This window comes from Sporofaciens sp. SGI.106 (assembly GCF_050314255.1).
Lineage (GTDB): Bacteria > Bacillota > Clostridia > Lachnospirales > Lachnospiraceae > Claveliimonas.
Window position 1 is genome coordinate 66,296 of the sequence record NZ_JBNPMZ010000001.1, and the last position, 24,905, is coordinate 91,200.

Here is a 24,905-nt window from a genome sequence, read left to right on the forward strand (position 1 = left end):
ATGGAAACTAAGAAAAAAGGCTATCCAAAAGCATTTTGGGCATGTGCATGTACAGAAATTTTCGAGCGTCTGTCATACTATCTTGGACGTTCACTGATCTTAATCTTTGTAACAGCAACCGTAGCGACAGGAGGTCTTGGGCTTTCTGATACAGTTGCAGCAAACATGCAGTCAAACCTGACAGCATTTTCTTATCTGCTTCCGCTTTTGGGAGGAGTTGTCGTAGACAAATATATTGGTGCGAAATACACGACACCGGTTGGTATGGTAATCGCAGGTTTTGGTTATTTCATGGGTTCTGTTGCAACCAGCACAATGGGTGTATATCTGATGATCTTTTTTGTCAGCGCAGGACTTGCACTTTTTAAAAACGGACCGATTATCGGACGTGTTATTACCGATAAATCACAGATGGACTCTGCGTTTTCTATCCGTTATTCTCTTGTAAATGTTGGAGCGTTTATCGGAACATTTGCAGTAGGTATCTTATATAAAGACGTATTTGCGAAAGACGGCGTATTAGGTTTCGTTCCATGTTTCAGACTTGCAGCATTGATCATGGTATTAGGTGCATTATGGTATGTATTTGTATGTTGGAGATTCTTAGGTAATACAGCAGCGCTTCCATTCAAAAAGACAATGACTGCTGAAGAAATCGAAGCAGAAAAAGCAAGAAAAGCTTCCGAAAAAGAAACAAAACAGCCAATGACAACTGTAGAAAAGAAGAGAATTGGTGCAATCATTATCGCATCTGTATTCTCTATCATCTTCTGGATCTTCTGGTATCTTGGATACCTTCCGGTATACTATTACTGGGCAGAAAATGCCAACTGGGTAGTTGCAGGTTACGAGGTTCCGGCAACATGGTTTGACGCAGCGAATTCACTGTTCTGTGTAATCTTAGGTCCTGTTGTTGCTTCATTATGGAAGAAACTTGCAGCAAGACCACAGGGTGATATGAGTATTTTCCGTAAAACAGCTCTGGGTATCACAACAATTGGTTTGGGTTATCTTTTCTATATCATTATGGACATTGTTCGTGGAGACGGAAAAGTCAGTGTAGTCTGGCTTCTGGGATTTGCATTCCTTCTTACACTTGGTGAAATGTTCTTCTCACCACTGGGACATGCGTTTATCAGTAAATATTCTCCAAGCCGTTACCTTGCAGTTATGATGTCTGTATGGGGATTTGCGACATTTATCGCAGCAAAATCCTACGGATATGTTTACGGAGTTTTATTTGGCGGAAATCTGGAGTTCAGAGTAGGAGCAGGAATCGTTGCAGGTATCGCATTTGTTTCTGCGATTATAATGGTTCTTCTGGATAAGAAGCTCTCAGCACTCGTAGATTAGGAAGTATATAGTAAAAGAGGAATAGAAAAATGGATGTACGTGAAAGACTTGCGAAATTACGCACTCAGATGGAAGAAAAAGGAATTGATATCTATATCGTTCCAACGGCAGATTTTCACCAGAGTGAGTATGTTGGGGAATATTTTAAAGCAAGAAAATATATTACCGGTTTTTCCGGTTCTGCCGGAACTGCTGTGATCACAAAAGATAAAGCATATATGTGGACAGATGGAAGATATTTTATCCAGGCTGCAAGACAGATGGAAGGAACTACGGTGGAACTGATGAAGATGAGAGAGCCGGGTGTTCCAACTGTTGAAGAATATCTGAAAGATACCCTCCCGGAAAATGGAACGATTGGATTTGACGGTCGTGTGGTATCCATGGGGGAAGGAAAAACATATGAGCATATTGCAGCAGAAAAGGGCGGCAGCATTGTATATGCTTACGATCTGATTGATACCTTCTGGGAAGATCGTCCGAAATTATCAGAAGAACCTGCATTTGCTCTGGATTTGAAGTATGCCGGAGAATCAACAGCAGATAAACTCGGACGGATCCGTGAATTTATGCGTGAACATGGAGCAACCGCACATGTGCTCACAACCATAGACGATATTTGCTGGACATTGAATATCCGAGGAAATGATATTGAATTTTTCCCGTTAGTATTATCTTATGCAATCATTACACTGGATGGAATGGAACTTTATATTGATGAAAGGAAGCTTGGAGAAGAGATAAAAGAAAGTTTCGCAAAAGATGGAATTACACTTCATCCATACAATGATATTTATGAAGATATTAAGAAGTTAAATGCAGATGAAACACTTCTTCTTGACCCGGCAAAAATTAATTATGCAATTTATAAAAATATTCCGAATGAAGTAAAAAAGGTAGAAGAGCGTAATCCGGAGATTGTGTTTAAGGCTGTAAAGAATGTTACTGAGATTGAGAATATCAGAAAAGCACAGATGAAAGACAGTATTGCACACATCCGGTTTATGAAATGGCTGAAAGAAAATGTTGGAAAGACAACCATTACAGAGCTTAGTGCTTCTGATAAGCTGGATGAATTCCGTATGGAGCTTGGCAATTTTATCCGTCCAAGTTTTGAGCCAATCTGTGCATATGGAGAGCACGCAGCGTTATGCCACTATGTTTCTTCTGAAGAGACAAATGTAGAATTAAAAGAAGGCAGTGTATTCCTGACAGACACAGGTGCCGGATTTTATGAAGGTTCCACGGACGTGACCAGAACCTATGCCCTGGGTGAGATTCCACAGATTATGAAAGAGCATTTTACACTTGTTGCAATCAGCCATCTGCAGCTTGCAAGCGCAAAATTCTTAAGAGGCTGTACCGGAATGAACCTGGACATTCTTGCGAGAAAACCATTCTGGGACAGAGGAATTAACTTTAATCATGGAACAGGACATGGAATGGGATATCTTTTGAATATCCATGAAGGTCCGACAAACTTCCGCTGGCAGTATCGTGCAAATGATACACATCCATTTGAAGAGGGAATCGTTATTACAGATGAACCGGGAATTTATTTTGAAGGTTCACACGGAGTAAGATTGGAAAATGAGCTTCTTGTTCAGTCCTGGCAGAAGAATGAGTATGGAGATTTCCTGTACTTCGAGCCAATTACCTATATTCCAATGGATCTGGATGCCATTTTACCGGAAATGATGTCTGAACCGGAAAAAGCTCTTTTAAATGACTATCATCAGCTTGTATATGATAAAGTTTCTCCTTATCTTGAAGAAGATGAAAAAGAATGGCTGAGAAAATATACAAGAGCAATTTAATATTGTAACCTCATCCTCCGAATTGAAAATATACCCTATTGAAAAATGCCCCTTTGGCCTAAAAACCAGAGGGGCATTTTTTTACTCTATAGGAAACTGCGTTTCCATAGAGTAAAACTCTTTATTCTGAAAATAATTCTTGACAGGATGTGTATAATTGTATACAATTATACACATCGAAAAAGAAAATCATTTACCTTTGACAGAAGAGTATAATTTGAAGGAGAGTGTGCAGCGATGGAAGATCGAAAGGTATATTTTGATAAACATTCTAATTTATTACAGCTTGAAGAGCATATGTATCCGCTGGTCGATGTAGAGACACCGAATGTATTCCGGAATCTGTTTCATTATGATGAAATTCCGAAGATTGCGTTCAATGACCGTATTGTGCCGCACTGTATGCCGGATAATATCTGGATTACGGATACGACATTCCGTGATGGTCAGCAGTCAAGAGCACCGTATAGTACAGAGCAGATTGTAACATTGTACGATTATTTTCATAAACTGGGCGGTCCAAAAGGAAAGATTCGACAGAGTGAATTTTTCTTATACAGCAAGAAGGATAGAGATGCCGTTTATAAGTGTATGGAAAGAGGGTATGAATTCCCGGAAGTGACCAGTTGGATCCGTGCAAGTAAGAAGGATTTTGAACTGGTGAAAGATATCGGTATGAAGGAGACAGGAATTTTGGTAAGCTGTTCCGATTACCATATTTTTTATAAGCTTAAGATGACAAGAAGAGAATGTATGAATCATTACCTCTCCGTTATCCGTGAATGCCTGGAGACGGGAATCAGTCCGAGGTGTCATCTGGAGGATATAACCCGCTCTGATATCTACGGATTTGTAATTCCATTCTGTCTGGAGCTTATGAAACTTCAGGAGGAATATCAGATTCCGGTAAAGATTCGTGTCTGTGATACCATGGGATATGGTGTTAACTATCCGGGAGCTGTGATTCCGAGGTCTATTCCGGGTATTATTTACGGTATTCGTGTACATGCGGGCGTACCAAGTGAACAGATTGAATTCCATGGACATAATGATTTTTATAAGGCAGTCAGCAACTCTACTACAGCATGGCTGTATGGAGCCAGCGGCGTGAACTGTTCCCTCTTCGGAATCGGAGAGCGTACCGGCAATACTCCGCTTGAGGCTATGGTATTTGAGTATGCGCAGCTTCGGGGTACTCTGGATGGAATGGATACCACAGTCATTACAGAGCTGGCAGAGTATTATGAGAAAGAAATCGGTTACACGATTCCATCCAGGACACCGTTTGTCGGAAGGAATTTCAATGTGACAAGAGCAGGAATCCACGCGGATGGTCTTTTGAAAAATGAGGAGATCTACAATGTATTTGATACTGACAAATTCCTGAACCGTCCACCGCTTGTAGCAGTATCCAATACATCAGGACTTGCGGGAATCGCACACTGGATCAATACATATTTTCGCCTTCCACAGGAGAAGCAGGTAGATAAGAATACGGAGCTTGTAGCTATGGTAAAAGCCTGGGTGGATGAGGAATATGAAAGCGGACGAGTTACCGTATTGACAGACGACGAGCTGCTTAAGGTAATTGATGATGCCTGTAAGAAGCTGGGCGTGGAATTGCTGTAGTATCAATTGGGGGAAACTCCGGAAAGAGGCAAATCATGGAAGAATATCAGGATCGCTCACTGAGGGGAAGAGTGTTTCGGAAACTGAGAGAGGATATTTTATCCGGAAAATATAAGGAGCATGAAGAATTAAGGGAAATCTCTATCGGAGAAGAGCTGGGAGTCAGCAGGACGCCGGTCCGGGAAGCATTAAGACAACTGGAGCTGGAAGGACTGGTTACGATCATCCCGAATAAAGGAGCATATGTGACTGGAATTACACCTAAAGATGTGCATGATATTTATACGATCCGCTCCATGCTGGAAGGATTATGCGCACGGTGGGCAACCAGACATATTACTGATGAACAGATTGAGGAACTGGAAGAGATCATACTTTTGTCAGAATTTCATCTGAAAAAAGAAGGAAATGAGAAGGCGAAACAGGTATCCGATCTGGACGGTAAGTTCCACAAGGTACTGTACGAGGCCTCCAACAGCCGTATACTGGAGCATGTTCTATCAGATTTTCACAAGTATGTGCAGATTGCAAGAACAATGTCAGTAGGTGCCAAAGACCGGGCAGAGAAGTCCATAGCAGAGCACCGGGGAATACTGGATGCAATCAAGAGTAAGGATGAGGTTCTGGCCGAGAAACTGGCGAATGAGCATATTATTAAGGTAATGGCAAATCTCCACATGAATGAAGAATAACAATAATTAAGATTTAACAGAGCTTAGAAATTTAGAGTATAGAATATCGAAAAGGAGCTGAAGGCAATGGCAAAGATTAAAATGACAACCCCTATTGTAGAGATGGATGGAGACGAGATGACGAGAATCCTCTGGAAGATGATCAAGGACAATCTTCTGGAACCATTTATTGAACTCAACACAGAGTATTATGATCTGGGACTGGAGCATCGTAACGAGACAAATGATCAGGTAACTATTGATTCTGCCAATGCAACGAAAAAGTATAAAGTGGCAGTAAAATGTGCTACCATCACACCGAATGCTGCACGTATGACGGAGTATAACCTGAAAGAAATGTGGAAGAGCCCGAATGGAACCATCCGTGCTATACTGGATGGAACCGTATTCCGTGCACCGATCGTTGTAAAAGGAATTGAGCCTTGCGTTAAGAACTGGAAGAAGCCGATTACCATTGCAAGACATGCATACGGTGATGTTTATAAAAACACCGAGATGAAGATTCCGGGACCTGGAAAGGTAGAACTGGTCTATACTGCCGAAGATGGAACAGAGACAAGAGAACTCGTACATAATTACGCAGGACCGGGCGTGGCACAGGGCATGCATAATCTGTGTGATTCCATCGAAAGTTTCGCAAGAAGCTGCTTCAACTATGCACTGGATACAAAGCAGGATCTCTGGTTTGCTACCAAAGACACTATTTCTAAAAAATATGACCACACATTCAAGGATATTTTCCAGGAAATCTTTGATGCGGAATATAAAGAAAAATTTGATGCGGCTGGTATTACATATTTCTATACTCTGATCGATGATGCCGTTGCACGTGTAATGAAATCCGAGGGCGGTTACATCTGGGCATGTAAGAATTACGACGGGGATGTAATGAGTGACATGGTATCATCTGCATTTGGTTCTCTTGCCATGATGACTTCCGTACTGGTGTCACCGGACGGATATTATGAGTATGAGGCTGCTCACGGAACCGTACAGCGCCACTATTACAAACATTTGAAGGGAGAGGAAACCTCCACGAACTCAGTTGCAACCATATTCGCATGGACAGGAGCTCTAAGAAAACGTGGTGAGTTGGATGGAAATGCAGAGCTGATGGCGTTTGCAGACCGTCTGGAGAAAGCTACCATTGACACGATCGAAGGTGGCGAGATGACAAAGGATCTGGCGCTGATCACAACGATGGAGAATCCGACGGTGCTGAACAGTGAGGAGTTTATTAAGGCAATTGCGAAAAGATTGTAAGTTAATTGGGGACGTAGCAAAATGCATTTTGCTACGTCCCCAATTAACATTTGCGGTGTACCTTTTTGTTCAGTTTACTCTGCAAGTTCCTCCCAGCGTTCATAAAGCTCAGCCAGTTCATCGGCGATCGCTGCTTTTTCCTGTGCCAGTTCCTGACACCGGACGGAATTAGTGTATACCTCTTCCTGAGCCATTAGTTCATCAATTTCAACATCCCGTTCTTCCAGTTCGGTGATCCGGTTTTCTGTCTTTTTCAGATCGTTCAGGCGTTTTCGTTCTTTCGCCTGCTGTTCTTTTTGTTCCTGCCAGCTCAGCTTGGATTCGGATACGGCAGAAGTGGAGGGATTGGTTGCAGTGACAGCGGCTCTTTTTCCTGAAATACTGGATTCGGAAATGGTCTGACCGGCATAGGCGGCGGTCAGTTCTTCTTTTTTCTCCAGATAGTAATCGTAATTTCCTATATAATTTACAAAGGTCTGGTTCACCAGATCCAGAATTCGTGAGGCGGTCTGGTTGATGAAATAACGGTCGTGGGAAACGTATAACACGGTGCCGGTGTAATCGTTGAGGGCTTTTTCCAGTATTTCTTTGGAAGCTATATCAAGGTGGTTGGTAGGCTCATCCAGAATCAGAAAATTCGCTTCTGAGAGCATGAGTTTTGCAAGAGATACCCGACCTCTTTCTCCACCGCTCAAATCCCCGATCAGTTTAAAGACGTCGTCGCCTGTAAACAGAAATGCTGCCAGCATATTACGAATCTGGGTGTTGGTAAGAGAGGGGTAATCATCGGATATTTCCTCAAAAATGGTCTTGTCCATGTGAAGGACGTGATGCTCCTGGTCGTAATATCCGATTTTGACGTTCGTTCCCAGGGTAAATGTACCGCTGTCTGCCGGAAGTACCTGATTCAGTATCTTGAGCAGTGTGGTCTTTCCCGTTCCATTATCACCGATTATTGCTACGTGTTCCCCGCGTTTAATCTCGAAGCTTATATTGGAAAATAATGTCTGCGGCGGAAAGGATTTGCTCAAATTCTCTACAGAGAGTACATCATTACCGCTTACACAGGAAGGCTCAAGTGTCAGGTGGATTTCACTGTGGATTTCTGCAGGTTTCTCCACCAGAGTCATTTTGTTCAGCATTTTTTCACGGCTTTCTGCCCGCTTAATAGATTTTTCCCGATTGAAGGAGCGCAGTTTTTCGATGACGGCTTCCTGATGTTTGATTTCCTGCTGCTGGTTTAAATATTCTTTCAGTCTGGCATCCCGGATCATCTGTTTCTTCTGTGCGAAGGCTGTGTAATTTCCGGGGAACATCATGATATTTCCCAGTTCGATTTCAATGACCTTTGTTACGACACGGTCCAGAAAATAACGGTCATGGGATACAATGAGAACGGCGCCCGGGTAATTCAGAAGATAAGTCTCCAGCCATGCAATAGAATTCAGATCCAGGTGGTTGGTAGGCTCGTCCAGAAGAAGGACATCCGGGCGTGTCAGCAATAATTTACCCAGCGCGACACGGGTCTTCTGACCGCCGGAGAGGGTGTCGACCGGTTTCCCAAATTCAGACTCTTCAAATCCCAGTCCTTTCAGTACTCCGGTAATCTCGCTTTCGTAAGCGTATCCATTTTCCCGCTCAAAGGTATCTGTCAGCCGATGATAGGTGGTAAGTCTGTCTTCCAGCTCCTGTCCGGACAGAGATGATAATTCCTCTTCAATAGAGCGGATCTGACGCTCCATCTCGATGACATCTGCCTTGGCAGTTTTTACTTCTTCGTAAATCGTATGACCGGTAGTGACTTCCTGGTGCTGGGACAGATATCCGAGAGTCTTTCCTTTGGCAAGAGTGACAGAACCGTCATCCAGGGAAAGTTCCCCCACGATCATCTTAAGAATCGTGGATTTGCCGGCACCATTGAGACCCACCAGTGCTGCTTTTTCGTGTTCTTCTATATGAAAAGAGCCATGTTTTACAATGACTTCTTCTCCAAAAGCTTTTTTGATGTTATGGCATGATAAAATCATGGCATGACCTCCTAAACCTAGTATTACTCACAATAATTATAACGAAATTTATGCAAAATACAACTAAAAGTTTGACTTTGAGTTGACAATTCTATATAATATTATGAAGAGAAACAAATCGGGAAGGTGAGACTAGTGGAAGAAAGAGAAATTTCTCAGGCTGTAATACGAAGACTTCCAAGATACTATCGCTATTTGGGCGAGTTGCTTGAAAATGGTGTAGAACGTATTTCCTCAAATGAGCTGAGTAAGCAGATGAAGGTGACGGCATCCCAGATTCGACAGGATCTGAATAATTTTGGTGGATTTGGACAACAGGGATACGGATATAATGTAAAATATTTATACACGGAGATCGGGAAAATCCTGGGGCTTGAGAAGAACCATAATATGATTATTATCGGAGCCGGTAACCTGGGACAGGCTCTGGCAAATTATGCGGCATTTGAAAAGAGAGGATTTGTTCTGAAAGGGATATTTGATGTAAATCCTACCCTTGCAGGTGTGTCCATTCGTGGTGTTCCGATTCGAATGATGAGTGAATTGAGAGAGTTTATAGGCAAAAATGATATTGAGATTGCCGCACTTACTATACCGAAGGCAAAAGCGATTGACGTTGCAAATGAACTGGTAGAGCATGGAGTCAGAGCAATCTGGAACTTTGCTCATACAGATTTGAATCTGCCGGAACATGTCATTGTTGAAAATGTTCATCTGTCAGAGAGTCTGATGAGGTTATCCTATAATATCAGCCGATATAACGAGGAGCATAAAACAGAATAGAGTGAGTCTTGAAACGAAAGTGGGACGTGTAATGTCGGTCTGTGCTGTGCAGGCTTTCTTTACACGTCTTTTGCGTATAGTCAGGCTGAAAATAAGAGGAGGAAAAGAGATATGATATATTTACCGGATGGAAATCAGATGAAGGAGGCGGACCGCCACACCATCTGTGATCTTGGGATTCCATCTCTGGAACTGATGGAGCATGCAGCAAGAGCCTGTGTGGAAGTTATGGAAGATCGAAAAACAGATCTGTCAGATGTGTGCATTGTGTGTGGCTCCGGCAATAATGGTGGAGATGGATTTGCGATTGCAAGGATGCTGCTGGAGAAAGGATATTCTGTTAAGGCGGTTCTGGCGGGACGCATGGAGAGCAGGACCCCGGAGACAGTGTATCAGATGGATTTGTTTGAAAAAGCAGGAGGAACAGTCAGTGAATGGAAATCCGGAAAATATAGTGTCATAGTAGACGCCTTATTTGGCGTAGGATTGAATAGAGATATAGAGGGAAGATATGGCGAGTTGATTGAAGAGATGAATCAGGCAGAGGCAGTCAGGTTTGCCGTGGATGTGCCGTCGGGAATCAGTGCGGCAGACGGAAGAATACTGGGGCATGCATTTCATGCAGATGTGACAGTAACCTTTCAGAGGGGAAAACTGGGGCTCTATATGGATCCGGGACGGCAGATGGCCGGTGAGGTAATCGTAACGGATATCGGTATCAATACAGAATGCCTGGATGAGGATATTCATACAGTCTGTGCCCTGGAGGAGAAGGATATTAAGAAAATGATGCCGGAGCGCAGGGAAGATTCCCATAAAGGAACCTATGGAAGATTGCTTGTGATTGCAGGCAGTAAGGGGATGGCGGGAGCAGCCTGGCTGAATGCATATGCGGCATATATGACAGGCGCCGGACTGGTGCAGATCTACACGGCAGAAGAAAATCGAATGATTCTTCAGCAGCTCCTTCCGGAAGCAATTATAACGACTTATGATTTGTTCGATGAGAGAGAGTTAATTTCCCTGCTCCGATGGGCAGATACAGTTGTCATCGGTTCCGGAATCGGGACGACAGATCTGGCGAAAAAGCTTCTGCGCACTACCCTGGAGTATGTGGCTGTTCCATGTGTGATTGATGCGGATGGACTGAATCTACTGGCAGAAAATCCAAAATATATGAAAGATCTGAGGGAAAACCAATTTGTATTTACTCCACATATGAAAGAAATGTCCAGGATTTTAAAGAAACCGGTATCGGAACTCAGGGAGAATAAAAGAGAAATGTTGGAGGAGTTTGTGAAAAACTATCCGGTCACCTGTGTGCTGAAGGATGCCCGAACTCTCACGGCATGTGAGGGAAGGCACACGGCTTTGAACCTCTCAGGTAATGCTGCCATGGCAAAGGCAGGCTCGGGAGATGTTCTTGCCGGCATTATCGGAGGACTCCTTTCACAGGGCACAGATGTTTATGAGGCAGGTGTCCTGGGCGCATATCTCCATGGATTGGCCGGGGATGCGGCCAGAAAGCAAAAAGGGGCATACAGCGTGCTGGCGCGGGATCTGGCGGAGAATCTGGCAGTAGTTTTGAGAAAATTGGAGGAGGATTAAATGAAGAAATATAGCAGAGTTTGTGCAAGAGTGAATCTGGATGCCATAGAATATAATATGGAAATGATGAGGCGAAACCTGCATCCGGATACGAAGATGATCGCAGTAGTGAAAACGGATGCTTATGGACACGGTGCTGTTCAGGTTGGAAGAATACTGGAACCCAGGGATTATGTCTGGGGATACGCGGTGGCAACCGCAGACGAGGCGCTTTTTATGAGAGAGCATGATCTTATGAAGCCGATTCTGGTACTGGGATGTGTCTTCCCGGAACAGCGCAGGGATATGATCGAACGAAATATCCGGGTAACCTGTTATACGGAAGAGATGGCACAGGATTTATCGAATCTTGCAGTGGAAATGGGAAAGAAAGCATATGTGCATATTAAGCTTGATACAGGCATGGGCAGGCTTGGATTTTTAATTAATGAGGAAAACGCAGAGATTATACGAAGGATTGCCTCCATGCCGAATCTGGTAATGGAAGGTATGTATACACATTTTGCCAAGGCGGATGAGACAGATAAGACATTTACGCAGAAACAGATTGAAAAATATCAGTGGATGAGGCAGGCTTTGACTGACCGTGGAGTGAACTTTGAGTTCTATCACTGTTCCAACAGTGCGGGAATTATCGATATGAAAGAGGCGAATATGGATCTGGCCAGGGCAGGAATATCTACCTATGGTATGTATCCTTCCGAGGAGGTTGTCAAGGAAAACGTACCATTGAAACCAGCAATGGAGCTGATCAGCCATGTTACACATGTGAAATGGGTGGAAAAAGGAGCTACTATCAGCTACGGAGCAACCTATGTGGCAGATTCACCGCGAAAGATTGCAACCATACCGGTGGGATATGGTGACGGTTATCCGAGAAGCCTGTCAAATAAAGGAGCGGTACTGATACATGGAAGGCGGGCACCCATTTGCGGACGAATCTGCATGGATCAGTTCATGGTAGATGTGACTGACATTGAGGACGTGAAATTCGGTGATAAGGTGGTTCTTGTAGGATTTGATGGAGAGGAACATATTCCGGTGGAAGAATTAAGTGATTTGTCCGGACGATTTAACTACGAGTTTGTATGCTGCCTGAGTAAGAGGATACCAAGAGAATATCTGAGAAACGGTGAAGTGGTAAAACAGATTGATTATTTTACGTAGAACTGCATTTAGGGAATGCGGATCTTGAATCTAAGATCCAACTCTTTGGAATACATCCGGGAAAGATGGGAATACTTTCTTTAGATTAAAAATCGGAGTGTGAAAGAGAGTGCAGGTAAGACGTGGTGACATATATTATGCAGATTTAAGTCCGGTGGTAGGATCGGAGCAGGGCGGAATCCGTCCGGTGCTGATCATACAGAATGATATTGGGAACCGGCACAGCCCTACGGTCATCTGTGCGGCGATTACGTCCCGGATGAATAAAGCAAAGCTCCCGACTCATGTAGAGATAGATGCAAGGAGATATCAGATTGTAAAGAATTCTGTTATTTTGCTGGAGCAGATCCGTACGATAGATAAACAGAGACTGAAAGATATGGTATGTCATCTGGATAAGGAACTGATGGATAAGGTTGATGAGGCTTTGAAGATAAGCTTTGAGCTTCATACATAAAACAAAAGGAGATAAAAAATAATTATGGAAGAAGGCAGTTTGTTTCATCGAATGAAACAGTTGTTCCCGGCAGAGGGAGAGGAAGAAAAAAAGCTGGGCGCAGAAGCGGCAAAGCTGATTCGGAATATTTTCCGATATATGGATAAAGATGCCAAGGACATTATGACACACAGAAGAGATATTGTTGCCATAGATGGAGAAGAAACGCTGGAGGATGCGCTTCATTTTATGCTGGATGAGAGCTTTTCCAGATTTCCAATCTACCGGGAAGATATTGACGAGATAACGGGAATCATTCATCTCAGAGATGCCATGACCTGTTATTTCCAAAAGGAAATGAGGGATAAACCAATCAGAGAATTGAAAGACTACATACGTCCCGTTACATTTATTCCGGAGACCAGAAGTATTGACCGGATTTTTAAGGATATGCAGGCAGAAAAAAACCACATGGTCGTAGTTCTGGATGAGTATGGTCAGACATCCGGTCTGGTAGCCATGGAAGATATTCTGGAAGAAATTGTTGGAAATATCATGGATGAATATGATGAAGAAGAGGAAATGATCGTCAGATGCCCGGATGGAACTTATGAAGCGAATGGATTTATTGAGCTGGAGGATCTGGAAGATCTTCTGGGCCTTTCATTTGACAAAGAAGAATATGAAACTCTGAACGGATTTATGATTGACAGGCTGGACCGGATTCCTTCGGAAGATGAACAGTGTGTTGTGGATTATGAAGGATACAGGTTTACGACTATGGAAGTAGATAATAACACAATTCAGTCAGTTAAGATTGAAAAAATTGTTTAGAAGTGTTAAAATATAACGATGTGATTAGAATAGAGAGAAGCGAGGAGAAAAAGATGTCAGGACATTCAAAATTTGCCAATATTAAGCATAAAAAAGAGAAAAATGATGCTGCAAAGGGTAAGATTTTTACAAAGATCGGTAAAGAGCTTGCAGTAGCTGTTAAAGAAGGAGGCAGTGCTGATCCGGCCAATAACAGTCGTCTTCGTGATGTGATCGCAAAAGCGAAAGCCAACAATATGCCGAACGATACTATCGACAGAAGTATTAAAAAGGCTGCAGGTGATGCGAACTCCGCAAACTATGAGCATATTACATATGAAGGCTATGGACCGAACGGAACAGCAATTATCGTTGAGGCACTTACCGATAATAAGAACCGTACTGCTTCTAATGTAAAAAGCGCGTTTACAAAAGGAAATGGAAATGTGGGAACACCGGGATGTGTATCCTTTATGTTTGACAAAAAAGGACAGATTATTGTTGATAAGGAAGAGTATGAAGGAGATGCGGACGATCTGATGATGCAGGCTCTGGATGCAGGTGCAGAGGATTTTGCGGAAGAGGAGGACAGCTTCGAGATTCTGACAGATCCGGATGATTTCAGTGCTGTAAGAGAGGCTCTGGAAGAGGCTGGTATCAAGATGGCATCTGCAGAGGTGACGATGATTCCGCAGACATATGTTGAATTAACAGATCCGAAGGATATCCAGAATATTCAGAAAACTCTGGATCTTCTGGATGATGACGATGATGTTCAGGATGTTTACCACAACTGGGATGAATAAGAGTGAATCATACGGGAGGAAAAGATTATGAGTGATTACAGAATCGAGACCAAGTGTATCCAGTCCGGATACGAACCGAAAAAAGGCGAACCCCGTGTTCTGCCTATTTATCAGAGCACAACATTTAAATACGACACCAGTGAGCAGATGGGACGTCTCTTTGATCTGGAGGATTCCGGATATTTTTATACCCGTCTCCAGAATCCGACCAATGATGCAGTAGCAGCGAAGATCTGTGATCTGGAAGGCGGAGTGGCAGCAATGCTGACTTCATCAGGACAGGCTGCAAGCTTCTATGCGATTATGAATATTGCAGAGGCAGGAGACCATATCGTATGCGCATCTGCTATTTACGGAGGTACATATAATCTGTATGCCCATACGATTAAGAAAATGGGTATCGAGGCAACTTTCGTTGACCCCGACTGCACAGAAGAAGAGCTGAATGCTGCATTCCGTGACAATACTAAGGCAGTATTTGGTGAGACGATTGCGAACCCGGCATTGGTTGTTCTGGATATTGAGAAGTTTGCAAAGGCAGCTCACAGTCATGGAGTACCGCTCATTGTAGATAATACATTTGCAACACCGATCAACTGTCGTCCATTTGAATGGGGAGCAGATATCGTTACACATTCAACTACCAAATATATGGATGGACATGCATCCTGCGTCGGTGGTGCGATTGTTGACAGCGGTAACTTTGACTGGGAAGCACATGCAGACAAATTCCCGGGACTTACCACACCGGATGAGACCTATCATGGAGTGGTATATACACAGAGATTCGGAAAAGGTGCCTATATTACCAAGGCAACTGTACAGCTTATGCGTGATCTGGGATCCATTCAGGCTCCACAGAATGCATTCCTGCTGAACCTGGGATTGGAGACTTTGCATCTTCGTGTTCCGAGACACTGTGAGAACGCTGTAAAGGTTGCAAAATATCTTCAGAGCCATGAGAAGGTTGCATGGGTTAACAGCCCGTCTCTTGAAGGGGATAAATACTATGATCTGGCAAAGAAATATATGCCGAACGGAACCTGCGGTGTTATCACTTTTGGTCTGAAGGGCGGAAGAGATGCATCTGTTAAGATGATGGACAGCCTTAAGATGGTTGCTATTGTAACTCATGTTGCAGACGCAAGAAGCTGTGTACTTCACCCGGCAAGCCATACACACCGTCAGATGAACGATCAGGAGCTTCTGGAGGCAGGCGTTCAGCCGGATCTGATCCGTTTCAGTGTCGGTATTGAAAATGCGGATGATATTATTGCAGATGTAGAACAGGCACTTGCACAAGTATAAAAATATGAAAACATCTTCATACTAAGCAGTATGGAGGTGTTTTTTTATGGCGGAAAACAGAAAAGAAGAAGAGAAAAATGAACAGATCAAGGAGATGGGAACAGCCAATCTTACATCCGGATCATCCAGACACCGTATTAAGCTGATTACAATTATTGGAGAAATAGAGGGCCACGAAGCTGTGTCCGGAAATACGAAGTCTACCAAGTATGAACACCTGCTTCCCATGCTTGCTGAGATTGAGGACAGTGAGGAAATTGATGGACTTCTGATTCTCCTTAACACATTGGGAGGTGATGTTGAGGCAGGTCTGTCTATTGCGGAAATGATAGCATCTCTGAGTAAGCCTACTGTTTCCCTGGTATTGGGAGGAAGTCATTCGATCGGAGGTCCATTGGCGGTTTCGGCAGATTATTCTTTTATTGTGCCGAGTGGCACGATGATCATTCATCCCGTTCGTTCCAGTGGAATGTTTATCGGTGTCATGCAGAGTTTTCGAAATATGGTCCGTACCCAGGATCGCATCACAGGATTTCTTGCGAAGCATTCTCATATGAGTCAGGAACGAATTGAAGAACTGATGCTGAACCCCACCCAGCTTGTGAAAGACGTGGGAACTCTTCTGGAGGGAGAAGAAGCAGTAAAAGAAGGTTTGATCGATGCGGTGGGTGGAATGAGTGATGCTTTGCATAAATTGCACGAAATGATTGACCATGTGCAGTGAAAAACAATGAAAATAAACAACAATATAATTTGATAATGACAGTCTATTTTAAAAATGCTATACTAAATATAGTATGTGTATTTACACACTTGATTTTTAAGGGGGAAGTTATATGGCTTCAAAGCCGGTAAAGAAAAAAAATACCAGAAAAAAGACTTCCAAAAGACAGACGAAGAAGGCGGAAACAGGGAGTTTTTATTCTGATGAGATTATTATATGGCTCACACTTGCAGTCAGCATTTTGATTCTGCTCAGTAATTTTGGATTCTGTGGTTTTGCAGGGGAGGCCATAGCATCTGTTTTGATGGGATTATTTGGAACGGGAGCATATCTGGTTCCTTTCCTTTTATTTGGAACGGTTACATTTCTGATTTCCAACAGGGAAAATGTAAAGGCTTATATCAAGGCAGGAGCAGCAATTGTTCTTTTCGTCCTGCTTTGTATATTATTTGAATTACTCTGTGAGGCCGGAGGAAATCTGGGTTATGTATTTACAGAGTGGCTGACACCTGCAATAGGAATTGCAGGTACATATGTGGTGGTTATTATCCTGATCATTATCTGTATGGTTCTGATTACGGAGAAATCTCTTCTGAAGCCGGTGAGAACCGGAAGCGGGCGTGCCTATGACCGGGCAAGGCAGGATGCCGCCAGAAGGAAGGAATTCCGGGATAATCGTCGTGAGCTGAAAAGACAGGAACAGGAGCGTAAGATGGAAGAGCGCCTGGATGAACAGAAGAAACAGTTACAGGATGGACGCCGCGAAGAAAAAAGAAAAGATAAACATGTGTCGGGAGTATCATTTGCTACTACACTTGAAAATAAGTCAGACAAAAAGTCACCGGAGCTTCGGGAATTAAAAACGGAGGCAGAGGAGCTGAATATCAATACAGATAAGGCAGCATCTCAGGAGAATGCTGAGCATTCTGCTCCCCAGCCGGAACCGGATTTTGTGATTAATCGTGCGGTAATGCCGGAGGCAGAGCCGGAAGAAGTAATTCCTGCTGAAAAGATGGAAGAGCCTGCGGTGGTGCAGAAGAAATCCCGTATGGGAAAAGACATGGTAGCCGATGAGGTGGCTCATGTGGAGGCGGCTGTTGCGGCCGGAAATGAACGACCGAAAAAAGTCTATAAATATCCACCGATTTCTCTTCTTACCAGAGGTAAAAAGGGTGGCGGTGATTCAGATGCACATCTGCGCGAAACTGCAATGAAGCTTCAGACGACACTTCATAATTTTGGAGTAAATGTGACTGTCACGAATGTAAGCTGTGGTCCGTCTGTAACCAGATATGAGCTTCAGCCGGAGCAGGGAGTTAAGGTAAGCAAGATCGTGGGTCTGAGTGATGATATTAAACTGAACCTTGCGGCTGCGGATATCCGTATAGAGGCGCCTATTCCGGGAAAAGCTGCGGTTGGAATCGAAGTTCCGAACAAGGAAAATGCTACCGTCATGCTGAGAGACCTTCTGGAATCCCAGGAGTTTAAGAACAGTAAATCTAAAATTTCTTTTGCTGTGGGACGGGATATTGCCGGTAAGGTTGTGGTGGCTGATATTGCCAAAATGCCACATCTTCTGGTGGCAGGTGCTACCGGTTCCGGTAAATCGGTATGTATCAATACCCTGATTATGAGTATTTTATATGGGGCATCGCCGGATGAGGTCAAACTGATCATGGTTGACCCGAAGGTGGTGGAGCTTAGTGTATATAATGGAATTCCACATCTGATGATACCGGTAGTAACAGATCCGAAAAAAGCTGCAGGAGCTTTGAACTGGGCGGTTGGCGAGATGACAAAGCGCTATCAGCTTTTTGCAGAACAGAATGTCAGGGATCTGAAAGGCTATAACGAAAAAGCAGAACAGTCAGTACCGGATGAAAATGGCATAAAGATGGAAAAGATGCCTCAGATCGTAATTATTGTAGATGAGCTTGCAGATCTGATGATGGTTGCACCGGGAGAAGTGGAGGAAGCAATCTGTCGACTGGCACAGCTTGCTCGAGCGGCAGGAATTCATCTGGTTCTGGCTACACAGCGTCCGTCGGTAAATGTTATCACAGGACTGATTAAGGCAAATATGCCTTCGCGAATTGCATTTTCCGTATCTTCCGGAGTAGATTCACGAACGATTATTGATATGAATGGAGCGGAAAAGCTTCTGGGCAAGGGTGACATGCTGTTTTATCCGTCTGGATATCAGAAACCTGCGCGTGTGCAGGGATCTTTCGTATCTGACAGAGAGGTGCAGAGCGTAGTAGATTATCTGAAAGAACATAATGATGACGCTTCATACAGCGAAGAAATCGTGAATCAGGTCAACAGCAGTGCTTCGGCAGGTGTGACAGGTACTGTTTCCGGCAGTGCAGATGGAGATGGACGGGATGTCTATTTCGTTGAAGCCGGGAAGTTTATTATTGAAAAAGAAAAAGCATCAATAGGTATGCTGCAGCGAATGTTCAAGATTGGATTTAACCGTGCGGCGAGAATTATGGATCAGCTTTGTGAGGCTGGTGTGGTTGGACCGGAAGAGGGTACAAAGCCGAGAAAGGTATTGATGTCAATGGAAGAGTTTGAACAGTATATTGATGAATACATATAAATAGAGTTGAAACTGTTCGGATTATGTAGTATGCTAGTTAAGTTATGAAAAAATTATGATTACAGAGTGACAGGAGGTTGTCAGGAGATGAGGTGCAGAAACTGCGGGCGAGAAATGCCTAATGGCATGCTGCGGTGTGAGTATTGCGGTGAAGAGTTGCGTATCGTACCGGATTATAATCCCCTGGATGATGTGCTTGCAGCACAGGTAAAGGGTTCCATTGATGGAACAGAGACTCCTTTGGATGATTATGAATATATGAGCCGAACTGCGTCACTGCAACGTTCAACCGGAAGTATGACAAGAGCCGGGCGAAATACTGCGGTAAAAAGAAATACTGTGGTAAAAAGAAATACGGCAGTGTCGAGAAATACTGCTCCCGGCGGCAGAAGGAATACTGCTTCGGGGGGCAGAAGGAATACTGCTTCCGGTACTGGAAGAAATGCGGGAAATGACCGGAAAAGGCAGGCTGAGAGAAAACGTGCTCTCAGAAAGAAGAAGTTGCTTCGTGCATTGATTATTCTGTTGATAATTGCAGTAGTATTAGGAGTACTGGGATTTGTACTGTACCAGAATTCTTATTCCGGACAGGTGAAAAAAGGTTATAAAGCTTTGGCAGAACAACAGTACAGCGATGCAGAACATTATTTTAATAAGGCAGTGAAAAAGGCTCCTGAGAAGGCTGAGGCTTACATTGGTCTGGCTAAAATCTGCCTTGCTGACAATGACAGAGATGGAGCAGAAGAGATATATCGGGATGCGATTGATAAATATCCGGAGAGTATTGCTATTTATGAGGCATGCATAAAGTTCTATCTGGAAACCAGTCAAAGCAAAGAAATTCCTATTCTTCTGGATGAGGCAAAAGATTCAGTACGTGAGTCGTTATCGGCATATATTGTGAGTGTACCGGAATTTAGTCTGGATGATTCGGAGACTTTTGATGATGTACAACAACTTTCACTGACTGCGAAATCCGGGGATATTTACTATACGATAGACGGCACCGAACCGACGGAGAAAAGTAAGAAATACGATGAACCAATTCAGATATCCGAGGGAGAGACGACGATAAAAGCGATTGCTGTAAATAAAAAGGGTGTTCCAAGTCTTACGGAAACCAAGACATATATGGTCGAGCTTCCGATTGAAGATGCTCCGGCAGTAACACCGTCCACCGGACAGTATGATGAACCTGTGCAGATCACGATTCAGGTACCGGATGGATATACAGCATATTATACGATGGACAGGAGTGATCCTACAACGGAGTCGAATCTGTACACAGGTCCGATTGAAATGCCTGCAGGATCAACTATATTCAAAGCAGTGCTGGTGAATGGAAAAGGCAGACTCAGTGGTGTTACTACCAGAAATTATGAACTGACTATTCAGTAAAGAAATAAAAGCAATTATCAGCTGTTTGTGAGCGGCTGATAATTGCTTTTTATCATATATCAGGAAAGGTATTTGTTTTTCTTTCTATATCGGGTAACGGCAACTGTAGCAACTGATGCAATCATAAAAAATCCGAAGATAATGATTGTCGCTGTTTGTGTCGAATCAGCTGTTTTCACTTTACCGGAATATTTTGAAGAAGGATTGTCTTCCGGTTTTTCCGGATTGACCGGTTTTTCCGGAGTCTCAGGCTCATCTGGAGTTACCGGTTTGTCGGGGGATACAGGCTGATCCGGAGAGCCACCTTCGTTGATCAGTTTCAGTTTTACATATCTCTCCAACCGGGTTTCTGCCTCATCAGTACTGAAGCTTTCCATATATACTTCTCTTACGCCGGCATCAAGTACTTCGAATTTTGCATTTCCGTCAAGCAATATTTCGTATTCACCCACATCTGTATTTGAAGAATCTGCGTATCCCGCAGGGCAATTATTGAGTGCTTCTTTATCCGCGTAAACAATGTAAACAACTCCATCAGAAGAAGCAAAGTTTTGTGATACCATTTCCGAAAGAGAAGTACTCATGAAGAATGGGTCGGTATAGGTTGTTCCGACAGCATTTTTTAAAGACTTTATGCTGGGATCGCTTCCGGTCAGCTGAGTGGTATAAAGAGTGGAAACACCACTGTAAAGGACTACATTCTCGGGCTGTCTGTAGCGTGCAAGCTCTGCAGCTACACCGTGATTCATTGCCAGCATCATTTCTTTGTAATCACTGCCAAAGGAATCTGTTCCAATCGTGTAATAATAGGAGGATTCGTCCTGGACACCTTTCATGGATTCATAGTAAGCCTGTCCCTTATACAGATCGATATAATAATTGGGAAAACCATCCGGTACATTGTTGTATGTATTATAGTCAATCGCCCATTTTCTGATAGTATCTTTTGTTAGTTGTTTGTACGAACTGTCATCAAAACCTGTGTATGCGATACCACAGTCAGACGTAACTTCCACATTGAGTTTAAAAGTAAAAAGTCCAACATTTGCAATGATGGAAGTAGTTCCGGGTTTCAATCCTGTTACTACTCCAGTTTGATCTACACTTGCAATCCGGTCATCGCTGGATGTAAATGAGACATCATCTGTCACTGCATTCAGAATGGAAAAGGTAAAGGTTTCTCCACCGGCGAGAGTGATATCCTCCGCGTTTTGTGAAGGAATGCCTGTGAAAAATGCAATATTATTTTTCAGTGCATATTCACGTACCGGCGAATCTGCACTGCCATAAATCGCAAGTGCAGAGGAAGTCATTTTCTGTCTGAGGAATGTGGTATTTCTATATTCGTAATAAAAGCCAAACGCTGCATCCCCCATTTCGGTGAGAGAAGAGGGAATGTAAAGCGCGCAGACAGATTTGTTTCCAAGGAAAGCACGGTCGCCAATTCTCCGGGTACCCTCCGGTACGGTATAGGAATCTGCTGAGACGAAAGGCGGACACAGAACCAGTTCCGTTCCATCCTTTGTAAATATAGCTCCGTCAATGTTTGTGAAATATGCATTACTTTCAGGAATATTAATTTCTGACAGTTCATTACATTCCGAAAATGCTGTAGGATCAATCTCAGATACAGAATTGGATAATGTGATGGAGTGCAGATTACTTTCACGGAACATACAGTCAGTAATTTGTGTTACATTAGCGGGAAGGGTAAGTTTTTCCAGATTGGTGCGGCAGAAAGCGCCCACACCAAGTACTTCCAAAGAAGAAGGCAAATGGAGTGTTTCAAGTCCATAACCGTATCCGGAAAATGCATAATCCCCTATTTTTTGGAGCCCTTCATTCAATGTGATTGCTGTACTTGTATCTGCAAAAGCATAGTTTCCAATTTCTAGGGTTGCAGAGGGAAGGATAATTTCACCGCTAATATCTGCTGTACTGAATGCATAATCCCCGATTTTCGTAACGGATTCAGGTATTACAAGTGTATCAGTCTCTTTTAAGTTCGGATAGGCAACAAGTTCTGTCATGTCACTGTTATACAGGATGCCGTCAACGGCAGTAAAAGCGGAATTCCCTTCTTCTACAGCGTATGCACCGGTATTGCAGTGATTGAATGCAGATCCGTCAATACTCGTTACGGATTGTGGAATTACAACCGTTGCAAGATTAGATCCGGAGAGTGCTTTACATCCGATAGAATTCAGACCGCCTGTAAAATTTATCGCGTTAAGGCAATAATCACCGTCGAATGTTCCTGCGGCAAGTTCTGAACAGGGAAAATCAGCAGCAGTAAGATCTACACAATTCGCAAATGCATATTCACCGACGAATGTAACACTGGAAGGAATATTGACAGTCTGGAGTCCGGAGGATGCGAAAGCGCGGGTGCCTATTGTAGTTATAGAAGATGGGATTTCTATCTGGCTCAGGGCGGCACAGCAGTAAAACAGCCGGTCACTGATTGCGGTTAAACCAGAATTCAGTGAAACATTGGAGAGACTGCTGCATTCTGCAAAGGCAAACATCCCGGCACTGGTAAGTCTGGCAGGAAGAACGATCGATGTCAGATTCCGGCAGGATAAAAAAGCACCGTCACCAATTGTTTCAAGATTTTCAGAAAAATCCACAGTTTTCAGATTTGCACAGCCGGAGAAGGCACATCGTCCTATTTTCGTAAGGCTGTCCGGCATAACTACAGTTTCGAGATTGGAACAGGCTTCGAGGGCATAATCCCCAATGGATGTGATCCCTTCGGACAGAATGAGATGGTGAACCTGAATGCCTGCACGAAATGCCGATTCGCCGAGTCTGGTAACATTCTTTCCGCCAAGCTTCGAGGGAATAGTGACCGTTTCTTCTTTTCCGGTATATTCGGTAATCTCAATGGTTCCGTCCTCAAGAACTACATATTTGTAGTCTCCCTCGGTAAGAACGTCCTCTACTGCAAAAGCAATCTGGCATGTGCCAAACAACAGAGAAAATGCAATAAAAATGGATAGTATTTTTTTCAAAAAAAACGCCTCCTTACACGATTAATCTTGAATAAATTGTAACATCTTTGAGTTTTTGGTGCTACAAAAATAATAGAAAAGTATTGCGTAATTGTATGAAAAAAAATACAAAAAACAAGGGAAAACCTATTGCGTTAAATATTTAACAGGATTAGAATGAGATTATCAAATAATTAACAATGTTTAAACGCAAAGGAGATGCGAAAAATGGGAAGATTTACATTACCAAGAGACATTTATCACGGAAAGGGATGCCTGGAAGAACTGAAGAATCTGAAAGGTAAAAAAGCAATTCTTGTTGTGGGCGGTGGTTCCATGAAGCGTCAGGGATTCCTGGATAAAGCAGTGAATTATCTGAAAGAAGCAGGTATGGAAGTAGAACTCTTTGAAGGTGTTGAACCGGATCCGTCTGTTGAGACCGTAATGAAAGGTGCAGAAGCAATGCGCAAATTCGAACCTGACTGGATTGTATCTATGGGTGGAGGTTCTCCAATCGATGCTGCAAAGGCTATGTGGGCATTCTATGAGTATCCTGAGACTACTTTTGAAGATCTGATTATTCCATTTAACTTCCCGGAACTGAGACAGAAAGCAAAATTCTGTGCAATTCCATCGACATCAGGAACAGCAACTGAGGTTACGGCATTTTCAGTTATTACAGATTACGAAAAAGGAATCAAATATCCTCTGGCAGACTTTAATATTACACCTGACGTTGCAATCGTTGATTCAGAACTGGTTGAAGGACTTCCGGCACATCAGGTTGCATACACAGGAATGGATGCACTGACACATGCAATTGAGGCTTATGTATCTACACTGAATTGTGTATACACAGATCCTCTTGCAATTCAGGCTATTGAGATGGTATTTGACTATCTGCCGGCATCATTCAAGGGTAATATGGAAGCAAGAGCACAGATGCATGATGCACAGTGTCTGGCAGGTATGGCATTCTCCAATGCTCTGCTTGGTATCGTACACTCCATGGCACATAAGACTGGTGCTGCGTTCTCAACAGGACATATTACACACGGTCTTGCAAATGCAATGTATCTCCCATATGTAATTAAATATAATGCAAAGGATCCGGTTGCAGCAAAACGTTACGCTGAAATCGCAAGAAAAATTGGACTTCAGGGAGCTTCTGAAAAATCCTTAATCAACAGCCTCTGTGCTAAAATTGATGAGTTTAATGTAATCCTTGGAATTCCGGCTACATTAAAAGAGTTTGGAATTAAGGAAGATGAATTTAAGGAAAAAATAGCAGAAATCGCTGCAAATGCAGTTGGTGATGCATGTACAGGTTCTAACCCGAGAGCAATTGATCCTGCAACAATGGAAAGACTCTTTACATGTATTTATTACGGAACAGAAGTAGACTTCTAAAACTGTTTGATGGAAAGACAGGTGCAGCCGCATCTGTCTTTTTCAAAACCATAAAACTATAAAAAGTGGTTTTCAG

Annotated in this window: 18 protein-coding genes; 16 read left to right on the forward strand and 2 right to left on the reverse strand. The window is 43.2% G+C overall.

Translation table 11 applies throughout. The features are described from left to right. From ACQRCC_RS00295 to ACQRCC_RS00315, 5 genes are all read left to right on the forward strand, one after another. Entirely contained in the window at positions 1 to 1,353 is a 1,353-nt protein-coding gene (locus ACQRCC_RS00295) for a peptide MFS transporter (protein WP_427848813.1), read from the forward strand. A gap of 29 nt (positions 1,354 to 1,382) precedes the next feature. Then, entirely contained in the window at positions 1,383 to 3,170 is a 1,788-nt protein-coding gene (locus ACQRCC_RS00300; protein WP_427848814.1) for an aminopeptidase P family N-terminal domain-containing protein, read from the forward strand. Positions 3,171 to 3,407: 237 nt separating this feature from the next. Further along, positions 3,408 to 4,799, forward strand: a complete 1,392-nt coding sequence (locus ACQRCC_RS00305; RefSeq protein ID WP_427848815.1) for a 2-isopropylmalate synthase — start codon at positions 3,408 to 3,410, stop codon at positions 4,797 to 4,799. Between the two features lie 35 nt (positions 4,800 to 4,834). Continuing rightward, on the forward strand, positions 4,835 to 5,491 hold the full coding sequence (locus ACQRCC_RS00310; RefSeq protein ID WP_427848816.1) for a GntR family transcriptional regulator: 657 nt from the start codon (positions 4,835 to 4,837) through the stop codon (positions 5,489 to 5,491). 66 nt (positions 5,492 to 5,557) lie between these two features. Then, positions 5,558 to 6,754, forward strand: coding sequence for an NADP-dependent isocitrate dehydrogenase (locus ACQRCC_RS00315; protein WP_427848817.1), 1,197 nt, complete (start codon positions 5,558 to 5,560; stop codon positions 6,752 to 6,754). A gap of 74 nt (positions 6,755 to 6,828) precedes the next feature. Here ACQRCC_RS00315 and ACQRCC_RS00320 read toward each other — a convergent pair whose 3' ends face one another. Then, positions 6,829 to 8,781 (reverse strand): ABC-F family ATP-binding cassette domain-containing protein, encoded by a 1,953-nt coding sequence (locus ACQRCC_RS00320; RefSeq protein ID WP_427848818.1) that lies wholly within the window; start codon positions 8,779 to 8,781, stop codon positions 6,829 to 6,831. Positions 8,782 to 8,916: 135 nt separating this feature from the next. On the opposite strand from ACQRCC_RS00320, the gene ACQRCC_RS00325 reads away from it, so the two are divergent. From ACQRCC_RS00325 to ACQRCC_RS00370, 10 genes are all read left to right on the forward strand, one after another. After that, a complete protein-coding gene (locus ACQRCC_RS00325) occupies positions 8,917 to 9,564 on the forward strand; it encodes a redox-sensing transcriptional repressor Rex (RefSeq protein WP_427848819.1) in 648 nt (215 codons plus the stop codon). A gap of 111 nt (positions 9,565 to 9,675) precedes the next feature. After that, positions 9,676 to 11,172, forward strand: a complete 1,497-nt coding sequence (locus ACQRCC_RS00330) for an NAD(P)H-hydrate dehydratase (protein WP_427848820.1) — start codon at positions 9,676 to 9,678, stop codon at positions 11,170 to 11,172. Next, entirely contained in the window at positions 11,173 to 12,339 is a 1,167-nt protein-coding gene (gene alr, locus ACQRCC_RS00335; RefSeq protein WP_427848821.1) for an alanine racemase, read from the forward strand. Positions 12,340 to 12,448: 109 nt separating this feature from the next. Then, on the forward strand, positions 12,449 to 12,796 hold the full coding sequence (locus tag ACQRCC_RS00340) for a type II toxin-antitoxin system PemK/MazF family toxin (protein ID WP_427848822.1): 348 nt from the start codon (positions 12,449 to 12,451) through the stop codon (positions 12,794 to 12,796). A 24-nt stretch (positions 12,797 to 12,820) separates the two neighbouring features. Beyond that, positions 12,821 to 13,609: a hemolysin family protein gene (locus tag ACQRCC_RS00345; protein WP_427848823.1), complete on the forward strand. Its 789-nt coding sequence runs from the start codon at positions 12,821 to 12,823 to the stop codon at positions 13,607 to 13,609. A 53-nt stretch (positions 13,610 to 13,662) separates the two neighbouring features. Next, entirely contained in the window at positions 13,663 to 14,394 is a 732-nt protein-coding gene (locus ACQRCC_RS00350; protein ID WP_427848824.1) for a YebC/PmpR family DNA-binding transcriptional regulator, read from the forward strand. 27 nt (positions 14,395 to 14,421) lie between these two features. Beyond that, positions 14,422 to 15,702 carry an O-acetylhomoserine aminocarboxypropyltransferase/cysteine synthase family protein gene (locus ACQRCC_RS00355; protein WP_427848825.1) on the forward strand — a complete coding sequence of 427 codons (1,281 nt, stop codon included), beginning with the start codon at positions 14,422 to 14,424 and terminating at the stop codon, positions 15,700 to 15,702. A gap of 46 nt (positions 15,703 to 15,748) precedes the next feature. Further along, positions 15,749 to 16,426 (forward strand): ClpP family protease, encoded by a 678-nt coding sequence (locus ACQRCC_RS00360; RefSeq protein WP_427848826.1) that lies wholly within the window; start codon positions 15,749 to 15,751, stop codon positions 16,424 to 16,426. Positions 16,427 to 16,538: 112 nt separating this feature from the next. Next, positions 16,539 to 19,028 (forward strand): DNA translocase FtsK 4TM domain-containing protein, encoded by a 2,490-nt coding sequence (locus ACQRCC_RS00365; protein ID WP_427848827.1) that lies wholly within the window; start codon positions 16,539 to 16,541, stop codon positions 19,026 to 19,028. An 87-nt stretch (positions 19,029 to 19,115) separates the two neighbouring features. Beyond that, on the forward strand, positions 19,116 to 20,426 hold the full coding sequence (locus ACQRCC_RS00370; RefSeq protein WP_427848828.1) for a chitobiase/beta-hexosaminidase C-terminal domain-containing protein: 1,311 nt from the start codon (positions 19,116 to 19,118) through the stop codon (positions 20,424 to 20,426). 59 nt (positions 20,427 to 20,485) lie between these two features. On the opposite strand, the gene ACQRCC_RS00375 is transcribed toward ACQRCC_RS00370, so the two are convergent. After that, positions 20,486 to 23,440, reverse strand: a complete 2,955-nt coding sequence (locus ACQRCC_RS00375; RefSeq protein WP_427848829.1) for a leucine-rich repeat protein — start codon at positions 23,438 to 23,440, stop codon at positions 20,486 to 20,488. Positions 23,441 to 23,647: 207 nt separating this feature from the next. Here ACQRCC_RS00375 and ACQRCC_RS00380 point away from each other — a divergent pair, with 207 nt between their 5' ends. After that, a complete protein-coding gene (locus ACQRCC_RS00380; RefSeq protein WP_427848830.1) occupies positions 23,648 to 24,829 on the forward strand; it encodes an iron-containing alcohol dehydrogenase in 1,182 nt (393 codons plus the stop codon). Positions 24,830 to 24,905: the final 76 nt, after the last annotated feature.